Annotated in this window: 11 protein-coding genes; 6 read left to right on the top strand and 5 right to left on the bottom strand. The window is 69.4% G+C overall.

All coding sequences use genetic code 11. The features are described from left to right. Positions 1-31: 31 nt before the first annotated feature. The 4 genes from SD37_RS27950 to SD37_RS27935 all read right to left on the bottom strand — a co-directional run bounded on the left by SD37_RS27950 (position 32) and on the right by SD37_RS27935 (position 5,718). A complete protein-coding gene (locus SD37_RS27950) occupies positions 32-2,098 on the bottom strand; it encodes an AbfB domain-containing protein (protein ID WP_167369666.1) in 2,067 nt (688 codons plus the stop codon). Between the two features lie 72 nt (positions 2,099-2,170). Next, entirely contained in the window at positions 2,171-3,256 is a 1,086-nt protein-coding gene (locus tag SD37_RS27945; RefSeq protein ID WP_052674819.1) for a hypothetical protein, read from the bottom strand. Between the two features lie 417 nt (positions 3,257-3,673). Then, positions 3,674-3,958, bottom strand: coding sequence for an Lrp/AsnC family transcriptional regulator (locus SD37_RS27940; RefSeq protein ID WP_044850078.1), 285 nt, complete (start codon positions 3,956-3,958; stop codon positions 3,674-3,676). A gap of 38 nt (positions 3,959-3,996) precedes the next feature. Then, positions 3,997-5,718 carry a DEDD exonuclease domain-containing protein gene (locus tag SD37_RS27935; RefSeq protein ID WP_044850170.1) on the bottom strand — a complete coding sequence of 574 codons (1,722 nt, stop codon included), beginning with the start codon at positions 5,716-5,718 and terminating at the stop codon, positions 3,997-3,999. Between the two features lie 96 nt (positions 5,719-5,814). On the opposite strand from SD37_RS27935, the gene SD37_RS27930 reads away from it, so the two are divergent. The 4 genes from SD37_RS27930 to SD37_RS27915 all read left to right on the top strand — a co-directional run bounded on the left by SD37_RS27930 (position 5,815) and on the right by SD37_RS27915 (position 10,363). Continuing rightward, the gene (locus SD37_RS27930; protein WP_065913001.1) at positions 5,815-7,203 is read left to right on the top strand and encodes an NYN domain-containing protein; all 1,389 of its coding nucleotides are present in this window, start codon (positions 5,815-5,817) and stop codon (positions 7,201-7,203) included. 189 nt (positions 7,204-7,392) lie between these two features. Next, the gene (locus SD37_RS27925; protein ID WP_044850169.1) at positions 7,393-7,629 is read left to right on the top strand and encodes a hypothetical protein; all 237 of its coding nucleotides are present in this window, start codon (positions 7,393-7,395) and stop codon (positions 7,627-7,629) included. A gap of 446 nt (positions 7,630-8,075) precedes the next feature. Continuing rightward, positions 8,076-9,128: a C40 family peptidase gene (locus SD37_RS27920; RefSeq protein WP_044850076.1), complete on the top strand. Its 1,053-nt coding sequence runs from the start codon at positions 8,076-8,078 to the stop codon at positions 9,126-9,128. Positions 9,129-9,205: 77 nt separating this feature from the next. Continuing rightward, complete coding sequence (locus tag SD37_RS27915; protein WP_201788850.1) at positions 9,206-10,363, top strand: glycosyltransferase family 4 protein; 1,158 nt, start codon at positions 9,206-9,208, stop codon at positions 10,361-10,363. A 6-nt stretch (positions 10,364-10,369) separates the two neighbouring features. Here SD37_RS27915 and SD37_RS27910 read toward each other — a convergent pair whose 3' ends face one another. Further along, a complete protein-coding gene (locus tag SD37_RS27910) occupies positions 10,370-10,993 on the bottom strand; it encodes a nucleoside/nucleotide kinase family protein (RefSeq protein ID WP_044850075.1) in 624 nt (207 codons plus the stop codon). A 124-nt stretch (positions 10,994-11,117) separates the two neighbouring features. On the opposite strand from SD37_RS27910, the gene SD37_RS27905 reads away from it, so the two are divergent. Then, on the top strand, positions 11,118-11,471 hold the full coding sequence (locus SD37_RS27905) for an SRPBCC domain-containing protein (RefSeq protein WP_044850074.1): 354 nt from the start codon (positions 11,118-11,120) through the stop codon (positions 11,469-11,471). A gap of 25 nt (positions 11,472-11,496) precedes the next feature. Further along, positions 11,497-12,705, top strand: coding sequence for a cytochrome P450 family protein (locus tag SD37_RS27900; RefSeq protein ID WP_044850073.1), 1,209 nt, complete (start codon positions 11,497-11,499; stop codon positions 12,703-12,705). The last annotated feature ends 12 nt before the right edge of the window (positions 12,706-12,717 follow it).

Raw genomic sequence — 12,717 nt, 5'->3', positions numbered from 1 at the left:
CAGGCCCCCGGCCGGAGCAGATCGAAATCGGTTACTGGCCGGAAATGGACCGGTACACGTGCATTTCGTAGGTGGTGGAATTCCAGGTGATGTAACCGTGCTGGAAGTTACTTTGGCGGCCGATGGGGATGGTGAACTCGTCACTGGTCGGGAAACCGAGTACGCCGCTTTCCGCGCTGAGCGAATTCCATTTGTCGCGGATGGAGCCCATCACGTACTTGGCGCCGGTCGCGGGAGACCAGTAGATCGCCATGTTGTGGCCGTTGAAGTTGATCATCGCCCGGGTGGCCGCGTTGACCTGGTTGGTGCTCGGCATCAGCCACTTGTGCCCACCGAGACCCAGATACCGGGTGAGGATCTCCCCGTTGATGAACTTCGCGCCGGTCTCCTGGCTCCAGTACAGGCGGCCGTTGGTGAATTCGCGGAACCGGGCACCCGCGTCGTAGCTTTCCGCCGCCTTCGGATTCCCGGCGAGTCCGCGCAGGCCGTCGTCGTTGAACCAGTCCAGCATCAGCGGCGTCGACACTTCGGGATTCGGCGCGACCGTCCGCCAGGTCGAGTCCTCGTGGAAGAGCCGGTCGGTGTCGAACCAGTTCCCGCCGCCCAGCTGGGCGATCCAGAGCTGCGCGTCGATATGCCGCATGAACCGCCCGGGGTGCGCCTTCGACTCCAGCTGGACATCGGCGCCGCTGCGCCGCGGGCACCAGGTGGCGTCCTTCTTGAACTGGTCGGTGCCGTCGTTGCCGTGCAGTTTGACCCGCAGATCCTGCTGCCGCAGGTAGTTCCCGGCGCGATCGGTGGACTCCAGCGAGTAGCACAGCGGGTCGGCGAGACCGCTCGCCACCTTCCAGGTCGCGTTCGGCAACGCCTTGGTGCCGTCGGTGCCGGGGTTCCCGGTGGTGATCCAGGCGTCGCCGCCGCCGGTGTGGACGTGCCAGCCCCGGACGCCGGGGGTGTAGGTCCCGAACGACTGGGTCAGTACCTCGTACTGGCCCGTGCGCAGGAACGTGATCACCGCGTCGCGGTTGCCCGCCAGCGCCGTGGTGGCCGCCGCGACCAGCCGCGGCCGGAGCCCGCTGTTTTCCGCGCGGACCTTGAGCTGCCGGACGGCGTCGCGGTTGGCCTGGTCTTCCTGAGCCTCGCGACGGGCCTTGTCGCGTCCGGCCGCAGCCTTGAGCCCGGTGTTGACGAACGCCTTCCACACCGCGGGATCCGTGCTGCGGGAGGCTCGCTCTGTCGCGTCCTTGATCTCGATGTTCGCCGGGTCGGCCAGTTCGGGCAGCCGCAGCAACTCACGGATGAAGACGTCGTCCTCGGCGTCCAGCCAGACGTTCTGGAAGGTGGCCGGGATCTCGGCGACGGCGGTGCGCCGCTTGATGTCGCGCTCTTCCCGGGCCGCCTTCTCGGCGTTTTCCTGCCGGAGGCGGTCCAGGTGTTCCACGATGTCCTGCTCGGCGAGGTCGAGGATGGTGACCTCGATGAAGGTCTTCCAAGTGGCGGCGTCGCCCTTGTACGCGGTCATCGCGCCGCTCTGGACCTTGGAGCCGCTCTTGGCCCGGCTGGCGACCTGGAAGACGAAGTTCCGGTCGGTGAGGTCGAGCAGCACGGGGTCCAGCGGGATGATGCGGGCGTTCTCCAGCGCCTTCATCCGCGCGCCGATCCGGTCCCGCCGCTCGATGTCGCGGAGGATCTTCTCGTCGTGGTCGCGCTGGACGAATTCGTGGATACCGGTCCGGATGAACGCCGAGGCGTCGGCGACGGTGAGGCCGTAGATCCGGGACGCTTCCGCCTTGGTGCGGGGGAAGTTGTCGATGCTGATCTTCTCGTAGACCTTGAAGACGAAGTTCTTGTCGGACAGTCTCAGCCAATCGTCGGACGCGTCGCCGACCTCGATGGCCTCGACGGCCAGCACCTTGTCCTGCTGTGACGCCGGTGGAACCGTGGTCGAGTCGATGTCGGGTTCCGCGGTGGGCACGGCGGGCGGCACCCCTTGGCCGGGTGGTGGTTCGGCCGCACCCGCCGGTGCGCCCAGCAGCCCGGTGCACATGGCGGCGACGGCGGCCACCGCTATGCCACGGCTGAGCCATGGCCTTGACATGGACGTTCTTCGCATACCCCAGTCACCTATTCTCGAGAAGAAGCCGCCGCGGGAAACCGGGCGGCGGGATGATCAGCTCGGGTTCTTGATTCTCTGCTCGCCGTCGAGTGCCTTCTGCAGCAGCGACTCCCAGTACGCGACGTTTTCGCCGGACAGGGAACGGTTGTCCGTCCAGTCGCCTTCCGTCGTCCTCGCGGGATCGATGACCGCTTTCCAGTTGGGGTTCTGCGCCGCCTGCTGCGCGGCGAGCAGGATGGCGTGCCAGGTTTCCGCCTGCTGCTGGGCGAAGTCCCTCGCCTCTTCCCATTTCGACCGCGCGGGCGAAGCGCCGGTGCCGACCTTGCGCCAGGCGGCCACCGCCTGGTCACGGGCCTCTTTGCCCGCCTCCCCTTCGATTTCCCGCGCCGCCTTCTCGGCGGCTTCGGCGTCGACGATCAGCTGGGCGATCGTCAGTTGCCACTGACGGTTTTCGCGCAGCATCTCTTCCCGGAAGCCTTCGACGTCCAGTCGCGCGCCCTGTGCCCAGCCCCAGGCGAAGAAATCGGTCAGGTCGTCGTCGGTCGATCCCTCGCGTACCGCATAGGCCGCGGCGAATCGCACCTGGGCACCCGGGTCCCGTTCGGCGAGCGTCCGGACGTATCGGCGGTCCTCCTCGACGAGGGCGCGTTTCTGCTCGCCGAGCTCGGCGCGGAATCTCTGATCCCGCCCCTTCGCCGCTTCGTAGCCGCCGCCGTGACAGAACTGTTCCCGTTTGGACGCGGACGACGTCAAGTAGAGGTTCGCCGCTTCGTACACCTCTGGCGAATACGCGCGGAGGTGGGTTTCCAGCAGTCGCCGGAGGAAGCGCTTGTTGCCTTCGTCGCGGTTGAGCGCCCGCTGTGTCGCGTATTCGAGCCCGCCGCCCGGAGAACGGAGGAACTCGATGGACGCCGCTTCCGGGTCTGCGCTGAGCAGGGCGGCCCAGGCGTCCGTCTTCACCGTGCTGTGGACGCTGTACCTGGCGTAGGTCAGTACCTCCCAGCGGGCGATCTCGCCGGGGGTCATCGCCGCGGCCGCGGCGTGTATTCCGGTTTCGGCGGCGAATCCCGCCGGAACGGCGACCGTCCCGGAGAACAGTGCCGCGGCGCAAAGCGCGCAGGACAAAATACGCTTGTACACTCCAAGCCCCCAGTAAGCTTCGGTGTAAGTGGGTTCGACGAGAATCCCCCGGAAGCTGCCGGGAGATGAATTAGAGGTTTTTCGAAACTTTATCGCGGAAACGCCAGTGACTTCCCGGTGGATGTTTCGTTCACCGGGAAATCGTCGGGGTTTTCGTCAGTGACCGCGTGGTCGGCGGCTTCGGTGAGAGGTGGTCCGGCCATTGCGGCCGACGGTGGCTCGCGCTGGATGAAGGCGGCGACAATCGCCGCGATCCCATGACGGATCGATCATCGGTACGTACCTCAAAATCCCCAGTACCGAAATTCCCCCAGTGAAATTCCGGTTCTGATCCCACTTAACCGCGATTGCCCGGTTCGCGCAAGATGCACCCCGCTGGTGAAAAAGTCACCGACGGGGCGGGGTTTTCGTTTGCCGTCAGGCGCCTTCGACGCCGATGTCGAACGCGGACTCGCTGTCGGCCTTCGAGTACGAGCGGAAGGCGATGTGCGTGACGGTGTTCAGCACGCCGGGAACCTTGCCGATCTTCGCCGGGATCAGGTCCGCGAGGTCTTCGTGCGCCGCGACCCGGACCGAGGCGATCAGGTCGACGTCACCCGCGCAGGAGTACACCTCGCGGACCCCGGCGATGTCCGCGATCGCCTGGGCCGCTTCGGGGATCGCATCGGCTTCGACCTGGATCAGCACGATCGCGGTGATCACGGGGGCCCTCCTACGTTGATGATTCCGTCGCCGCGATCCTAGCCCGCCACCTGTTCCAGCGCCGTCGCGCTCGCCGCGAGATCCAGCCATTCCTGCCAGCCGCCCGCGACGGCGGCCGGTTCCGCCCACGGGTGCGTGGTGCGCACGAGCCGGACCCCCGGCCGGGTCAGCCAGCGCAACAGGATGCGGACCTCCTCCGAGATCGCGCCGAAGAGCGGCCCCGGGCCGGGGATCACCGTTTCCGCCGAGGCCACCAGCATCTCGACCACCGGCATCGGCGGTACTCCGCGCCGGGCGACCCCCGCCGACGCGAGCCTGCCGTGCCGGATCACCGCCAGTTCCCAGCCGCCGTTGCCGTCGGGGCCCGCGGCGATCAGTTCCGGGATACCCGCCAGCGCCGACTGCCGGTGTGCCCGGCCGACCGCGCGGATCAGCCCGGCCAGCTGATCGCGGTGCTGGGCGGCCTGTTCGTAATGCTCGGCCTCGGCGAGCCTGGCCAGCTGCTCGGCGGCGGCCCGCAGCGGCCGCCCGTCCGTCCCGGCGATGAGACCGGACACCGCCAGCACGCCAGGCCGGTACGCCTCGACCGTCTGCCGTCCGGCGCACGGTGCCCCGCAGCGGCCGAGTTCGGCGAGGACGCAGGGTTTGCCGTTGGGCGCGGTCGCGGAGATCCGCTGGGTGCACGTCCGCAGCCCGGAGGCGCCGGCGAGGGTGTCCGCGGCCGAGCGGGCGTCGGTCTGGCTGCGGAAGGGCCCCAGCATCCCGTCTCGCGGCATGCGGACCACCGACAGGCGTGGGAACGCCTCCTCGGTCAGCGCGACCCACCAGGCGTGCCGTGGGTTCTTGGATCGGCGGTTGTACATGGGGCGATGGGCGGCGATGAGCCGCAGTTCCCGGATCGAGGCCTCCAGCGCGTGCGCGCATTCGACCGCGTCGACCCGTTCGGCGAGCGCGACCATCTCCCGGATCCGCCCGCGGCTCTCCGAGCCGGTGAAGTACTGCCGGACCCGGCGGCGCAGGTCGTTCGACGTCCCGACGTAGAGGACCTCGTCGCTGGGGCCGCGGAACAGGTAGACACCGGGCCGCGACGGCAGGTGTTCGGCCAGCGAACGTTTGCGGCGCTGGGCTGGGGTCACCTCGGGCAGGTAGTCCAGCAGTTCTTCGAGGGTGTGGACGCCGAGGTTGCCGACGCGTTCGAGCAGCGCGTGCAGGACGTCGACGGTGGCCCGCGCGTCCGCGAGCGCTCGGTGGTTGGGCGTCGTGCGCGCCCCGAACAACGCGGCCAGCGCGGAAAGGCGGTAGCTGGGCGTCTCGTCTCGGGAGATCACCCGGCGGGCGAGCCGGACCGTGCAGACGACGGCCGTCTTCGGCCAGTGGTACCCGTGACCTTCGCAGGCCGCGCGCATGAAACCGGTGTCGAAGGCGGCGTTGTGCGCCACGAGCACGGCACCGGAGATGAACTCCAGGAACGCGGGCAGCACCCGCTCGATCCGGGGAGCGTCGTAGACCATCGCGCCGGTGATGCCGGTGAGTTCCACGATCTGCGGCGGGATCGGCATCCCCGGATTGACGAAGGTGGCGAACTCGCCGAGGATCTCGCCGGCGCGGACCTTGACCGCGCCGATCTCGGTGATCCCGTCCGGGCCGGGTTTCGTTCCGGTGGTCTCCAGGTCGAAGACCACGAAAGTGGTGTCCCGCAAAGGGGTTCCCAGCTCGTCGAAGGCGAGTTGTGCCGCGCCGGGCCGCCGTCCGGTGTCCATGATCGGGCACACTAGGGGCGGGCACCGACAATCCCGGGAGCGCCGCACGCCGTCCCATCCAGCGCGCCCCGAGCCCATGGGGCCTACGCTGGAGCGATGCAACCGCAGCCCGCAGTGCCCGAACTGCCCGAGGACGCCATCGGCGGACCCTCGGGTGTCGTGGCGTCCGCGGGGGACTCGGAGTCGTCGGAGGAGGTCCCGGCCGAGGGCTGGACCAGCCTGCCGGAGGCCGTGCGGGAGCGGATCGCCGAGCTGGCGGCGGCCGCGGTCGGCAAGCTGCCGGTCGCCGACGTGCCGAGGCAGCTGCGCCCGGTCGCGAAGTTCGCCCCGGCCAAACGCGCGAAACTCGGCGGGACGGCGTTGCTCGCCGCGCTGGGGGAGTCGTCGCAGTTCCGGGTCGCGGTCACCGAATGGCTGCGCGACCACCGCAAGGACGCCCTCGACCCGAACGACCCCGATTCCGTCGCCGCCGCGGCCGCCGCCGTGCTGCTGGGCGAGGCGGGTGCCGCCGGACGGGTCCGGCTGGTGGCGAAGAACGCGGACGAAACGGCGTTACGCGCCGAACGGGACGCCGCGCTGGCCCGTAACCAGCGGCTCGAGACCGAACTGGCCCAGTTGCGCGAAGAGTTGCGCGAGGCCAAGGAAATCGCGGGCAACGCGCGGGGGGAACGCGACGCGGAGGTCGAGAAGCTGCTGAAACGCCTGCGCGAGCAAGGTGTCCAGCTGCGCCAGGCCAGGGACGCGGCCGCCGAGGCCCGCGCAGAGCTGGAGGCAGGCGGGGCCGAGCGCGCCGAGGAGATCAAGGCGCTGAAAGCCCAGCTGGACCGTGAGCGGCAGCGTGTCGCGACAGAGCGGGCGCGGGCGGAGAAGGCCGTCACGGATGCCGAGATCGCCCGTCAGTCGGCACGCGAGGCGCGTCAGGCCGACGAGGTCAGGCTCGGGCTGCTGCTGGACACGATCGAGGGTGCCGTCGGCGGGGTGCGCCGGGAACTCTCGGTGAGCGCGCGAGGCCAGCGTCCGGCGGACCTGGTCCGCGGTGCGACGTCCGGGCTGGGCGCGGGCGGCAAGATCCAGGACGTCACCGCGCTCGACCGGCATCTCGCGCTGCCCAACGTGCACCTGATCGTCGACGGCTACAACGTCACGAAGACCGGCTATCCGGAGCTGGCGCTGTCCGATCAGCGCGATCGGCTGATCCACCAGCTTTCCGCGCTGGCCGCGCGGACCAGCGCCGAGGTGACCGTGGTGTTCGACGGCGCCGGGGTGCTTTCCGTGCCCGCGGCGGTGCCGCGCGGGGTGCGGGTGCTGTTCTCCGAACGCGGCGTGCTCGCGGACGACGTCATCCGGTCCCTCGTCGCGGCCGAGCCGCCAGGGCGGCCGATGGTGGTCGCGAGCACGGACCGGGCGGTGGCGGACTCGGTGCGGCGGAAAGGCGCGCATCCGGTGCCGTCTGCGGTCCTGGTGTCGCGGCTCAGCCGCGTGTGAAGCGACGGTGCTGCGTCGGGTCTCGTAGGCGGCTGTCCGTGAAGGCCTCCTTGAGGGACTCAGGGTCCCTCAAGGAGGCCTTCACGGACAGCTCGGACCATCGCCACAAGGGTCAGTGAGGGTTGGTTCTAACCGGCATTACCACTCACGAGGCCGAAACTGTCGGTGACCCTTCTTACGCTGTCCGCCATGGAACCGATCGCCGATATAGCGGACATAGAGACGCTCGTCATCGATTGCGACCGCTGCGCGGTCCGGGGTGACGCATGTCATGACTGTGTCGTCAGCGTCCTCCTTGGCGCGCCGTCGTCGCTCGAATGGGACGCCGACGAGCGAAAAGCGGTGGACGCGCTCGCGGAAGCGGGGATGATCCCCCGTCTCCGGATGGTCGAGATGGTCGAACAGAGGCGCCGGATGACAGCTTGAGACACGCCGCGACCGTGGCATTCGACGAGTGGTCGATCCGGCCGGGTGAACGGTAGGTAGTCGAGATAGCCCCCAGGATGTAACGCCCGTCACAACTTTCCGCTCATGCTGGTCCGAAGGTGTTTCGGCGCATCACGGAGAGTTTTTGCGGTGGGTGTGGTGGACGCGGTGCCTGTGGTTTCGTAACCTGTCCGAGATCTCGTGGCCGGAAGTCGTCGCCAGACGACGACACGGGATCGCCACTGAGGCAGCTTTGTCGGGGAGTTGCACCAGAAACCAGCCTTGTGCCAAACCTGTTGCGCTAGCAGTCGGCCAGGTACAGGGCGGGAACGCGGAGAACCGCGCGGGCCTCACGGCCGGCGACGCGGCTTCGCGGAAGAGGGCCCCCGACCTCTTCGTCCGGGTTTCTGCGTCAGTGGCCGACAGCAAAGGAGACACGCGCGACCGTGCAGTCGCATCCAGTCAAGCGCGTGGTGTCAGGAGCTTTGGCCGCGGCCGCGGTGATCACCGCCGTAACGGTCGCCCAGCCTGCTGCCACTGCTGCCCCAGCCCCCGCCCTCCAACAGCCTCCGTCCGGCTCGGACGCTCTCGCCAAGTACCGCGACCTCGCGGCGCAGGCGGAGAAGGCCAACGAAGACCTCCTCAAGGCGAAGGACGATCTCGCCGCGAAGCAGGCAGAACTCGACAAGGCGACCGCGGACGCCGCGGCGGCCAAGGACGCCGGTCTCAAGGCGGCCGGTGACGAGAAGACGTTCCAGGCCGAGGTCAACAAGTTCGCCGGTGCGTCGTTCACCAGCGGCGTGCAGCTGAACAAGCTGTCGTCGCTCCTGTCGGGCGCGTCCACCCAGGACTTCCTGGACCGCTCCTCGGCGCTCGAGGTCCTCGCCTCGAACAAGAACGCCGCCCTGAACAACCTGAGCGGTGCTGTCGCCCAGGCCGCCGCCTCCGCGAAGCAGGCCGCGGACGCGCAGGCCACGGCCACCGCCGCCCGTGACGCCGCCGCCAAGCTGACGACGGACATCGAGGCGCGGCAGAAGACGCTGAACGACCAGCTCAAGGAGATCGAGCGGGCCGGCGGCAACCTGAGCGCCGCGGACAGGGCCGCCCAGAAGGACAAGGGCGGCGCCTTCCCCAACCTGCCCGCCCCGGGTCCGGCCGCCGCGGCGGCCCTCGCCGCGGCGAAGAGCAAGCTCGGCAGCGCCTACGTGTGGGGCGCGACCGGTCCGTCGACCTTCGACTGCTCGGGTCTGATGCTGTGGGCGTACAAGCAGGCCGGTCTCACCCTGCCTCGGTCGAGCCGTCAGCAGTCCACCTTCGGCGCCCCCGTGGAGCGGTCGCAGCTCCAGCCGGGCGACCTGGTGTTCTACTACTCGCCCGTTTCGCACGTGGGCATGTACGTCGGCAACGGCATGATGGTGCACGCGCCGACCTCCGGTGACGTCGTCAAGGTGTCGCCGCTGCAGAACAACTACGTCGGCGCCCGTCGCCCGACTGCCTGACGAACACCCGAAAAGGGGCGGTACCGCGCAAGCGGTGCCGCCCCTTTCGCGTGCGGAGGGCCAAGTAGCCTGCAGGGGTGCTGAGGACCCTGCTGGTGACCAACGACTTCCCGCCCCGGCCAGGCGGTATCCAGAACTACCTGAACTCGCTGGCCACCCGCCTGCCCGCGGACGACCTCGTCGTCTACGCGCCGTCTTGGGAATCGAGCACCGGCTCCCACACCGAGTTCGACGCCGCCGCCCCGTTCGAGGTGGTCCGGCATCCGACGTCCCTGATGCTGCCGACCCCGGACGTTCTCAAGCGGGCCAAGGAGATCATGCGGGCCCGCGACTGCGAGGCCGTCTGGTTCGGCGCGGCCGCGCCGCTAGCGTTGCTGGGACATTCGCTGCGGTCGGCAGGCGCCCGCCGGGTGCTGGCGTCGACGCACGGTCACGAGGTCGGCTGGTCGATGCTCCCGGGGTCACGGCAGGCGTTGCGGCGGATCGGCGACACCGTCGACGTGATCACCTACGTCAGCAAGTACACGCGTTCCCGCTTTTCGGCCGCTTTCGGCCCGATGGCGGGCCTGGAGATGCTCCCGTGCGGCGTCGACACCGCGCTGTACCGCCCGGACGCCGCCGCGGGCAAGGAGATCCGCGATCGGCACGGTCTCGGCGACCGTCCGACGATCGTCTGCGTCTCGCGGCTGGTGCCGCGCAAAGGCCAGGACATGCTCATCCGGATCCTGCCCGAACTCCGCAGGCGGATCCCGGACGTGGCGCTGCTGCTCGTCGGCGGCGGCCCGTACCGCAAGACGCTCACCGGCCTCGTCGACGCGCTGGGGGTCGGGGACAACGTCGTCATCACCGGATCGGTGCCGTGGAAGGAGTTGCCCGCGCACTACAACGCCGGTGACGTCTTCGCCATGCCGGCCCGGACGCGCGGGAAGGGCCTCGACGTCGAGGGGCTCGGCATCGTGTACCTGGAGGCTTCGGCGACCGGGCTGCCGGTCGTCGCCGGGAATTCCGGCGGCGCCCCGGAAACGGTGCTGGACGAGGTCACCGGGCACGTCGTCGACGGCCGTGACGAACAGCAGCTGAGGGAGACGCTGGCCGCGTTGCTGGCCGATCCGGTGCGGGCGCGGCGGATGGGCGCCGCCGGTCGCGAATGGGTCGCCGGGAACTGGCGCTGGGACACCATGGCGAGCAGGCTTTCCGGCCTGCTCGACGGCGACCCGGTCGCGGCAGTGCGGTAAGGCCCGTCAGGGCTCGTAGCGCGCGGGGTGATTCGGGTCGTCGACGCGGACCACCACGTCGGACAGCGCCGTCGGATCGACTTCCTGTTCGTAGCGCTCGTAGGCGGGCAGCGCCCATCGGTCGGGCACCCGCCGCTTGAGCGCGGCGGGTGAAAGCCACAGATGCACGCTCAGGTCGAACGCGAGGCCCGCGCCGAACAGGAACTCGCCGTCCAGCAGGACGACACCGCCTTCGGGCAGTTCGACGCGTTCGGCGCGGGTGGCGCGATCGCGGACCGGGTCCCACAGCGAGGGGAGGACCCGCCCGCTGCCGCCCTCGGCGAGGGGATCGAGCACCTCGCGGCGCAGGGCGCCGAGGTCCAGCCAGTCGGTGTAGCGCGCGTCGGGGTCTTCCTTGCCGCGTTCGAAGCGCAGTGAGGCGGGGCGGAGGAAGTCGTTCGCCGAGATCCGCAACACCGCGTGACCGGCGACGCGCAGGGGATCGACCAGGGCGTCGGCGAGTTCTGTGGTGTTGGTCGCACCGGCCGCGCCGTCGACGGCGACCGCGATCCGGCGGCGGGCCGTGATCGCCGTGATGCGTTCGGTCAGTTCGGAGACCAGCAGAGCGGGAGAAATCGGACGGTAGCGCACGGAAAGAGATCCTCCACCCGGACCGGTGAACCTCGCACGGTACACCCGGTGCGAGGATGGACCGGTGACGAGAGCAGCGACCAAAACAGCCGGAAGTGGTTGGCAGGTAGGCGTTTCCCAGACAGTGCCGTACAGCGGCGCACAGGTGTGGGACTTCCTGGTCGGGCGCGAGGGTGTGGGGATCTGGCTCGGCCCGGGTGCCGAACTCGGCCGCGAGCTGGGCGCGCCCTACGAGACGGCCAACGGGACGACCGGCGAGATCCGCGGCCGCTCCGAAGGCGACAAGCTCCGGCTGACCTGGCGGCCGAAGGACTGGGATCACGACTCCACCCTGCAGATCACGGTGAGCGGCACCGAGCAGAAGACCACGCTCCGCTTCCACCAGGAATGGCTCGCGGGCGCCGACGAGCGCGAAGAACAGCGGGCATACTGGACCGAGGTGACCGAGCGAGTGGTGGCCGCGCTGGCCGAACGCTGACCGGCGCGCCGGGGGAGGCGTACCGATGCAGGCAGCCGAAGAACCGAAGCAGCTGACCGAGGATTTTCTCCAGGAGCCGCACCGGATCTCCGCGCTGCTGCGGGAAGAAGGCCCGGCCCGCAAGGTCCGGATGCCCCGCGGCCTGAACGCCTGGATCGTCACCGGGCACGCCGAGGCCCGCGCCCTGCTCTCGGATCCCCGCGTTGGCAAGGACACCGCCCAGGTGAGGCGGCTCTTCGAACGTCACGGCTTCGAATCCGGCGGTGACGACGCCGTGCGCGCCCTGAACGGGCACATGCTCAACCTGGATCCGCCGGATCACACGCGGCTGCGCAAACTGGTCAACCAGGCCTTCACCTCGCGCACGGTTTCCCGGCTGCGGCCGAGGATCGAGCAGATCACCGCGGAACTGCTGGACGGGATCGGGGACGCGGAGCGCGTCGACCTGCTGCCCGCTTTCGCCGTCCCCCTGCCGATCCGGGTCATCTGCGAACTGCTCGGCGTGCACGCGGGCGACCGGTCGTCGTTCGCGCAGTGGTCGAACACGATGCTCGCCTGGTCGACGCAGGAGGAACTTCAAGCCGCGGCGGCGAAGATGCACGCGTATCTCGTCGCCCTCATCGACGAGAAGCGCGCGAAGCCCGCCGAAGATCTGCTTTCGGGCCTGATCCACGCCAGTGACGAGGGCGATTCGCTCTCCGGGGACGAATTGCTGGCCATGGCGTTCCTGCTGCTGGTGGCGGGCTTCGAGACGACGGTCAACCTGATCGCGAACAGCGTGTTCGCCCTGCTGCGCGAGCCGGAGCAGCTGGCGGCGCTCCGCGCCGATCCCGCCCTGCTGCCGGGCGCTGTCGAGGAGTTCCTCCGCTACGACGGCGCGATCCACCTGGCGACCCTCCGATTCACCACCGAGCCCGTCACGGTCGGCGGCGTCGAGATCCCGGCGGACGAGTTCGTGCTGGTCTCCCTGCTCGGCGCCAACCGGGACGCCGAGCGGTTCGAAGACCCGGACCGGCTGGACGTCGCACGGGCGGCGAACGGGCATCTCGCGTTCGGCCACGGCATCCACTACTGCGTCGGTGCCCCGCTGGCCCGCCTGGAGGCGGAGATCGCTTTGCGCGGTCTGCTGGACAGGTTCCCCCGACTGAGCCTGGACGCCGAGCCGGAAACCTTGCGGTGGCGGGAAAGCGCCCTGGTCCACGGGCTGGAGACCCTCCCTGTGCGCCTGCGCTGAGAAAGGCGTGTC

It is taken from the genome of Amycolatopsis orientalis (assembly GCF_000943515.2).
In the GTDB taxonomy this organism is placed as follows: Bacteria; Actinomycetota; Actinomycetes; order Mycobacteriales; family Pseudonocardiaceae; genus Amycolatopsis; species Amycolatopsis orientalis.
Note: the sequence above shows the minus strand (reverse complement) of the source record. Positions and strands in the feature narration are given on the sequence as shown.

Coding starts and splice junctions, on each gene's coding strand:
- SD37_RS27925 (WP_044850169.1), top strand. CDS start 7,393: ATGGAACCGATCGCCGATATAGCGGACATAGAGACGCTCGTCATCGAT.
- SD37_RS27930 (WP_065913001.1), top strand. CDS start 5,815: ATGCAACCGCAGCCCGCAGTGCCCGAACTGCCCGAGGACGCCATCGGC.
- SD37_RS27900 (WP_044850073.1), top strand. CDS start 11,497: ATGCAGGCAGCCGAAGAACCGAAGCAGCTGACCGAGGATTTTCTCCAG.
- SD37_RS27935 (WP_044850170.1), bottom strand. CDS start 5,718: ATGGACACCGGACGGCGGCCCGGCGCGGCACAACTCGCCTTCGACGAG.
- SD37_RS27950 (WP_167369666.1), bottom strand. CDS start 2,098: ATGTCAAGGCCATGGCTCAGCCGTGGCATAGCGGTGGCCGCCGTCGCC.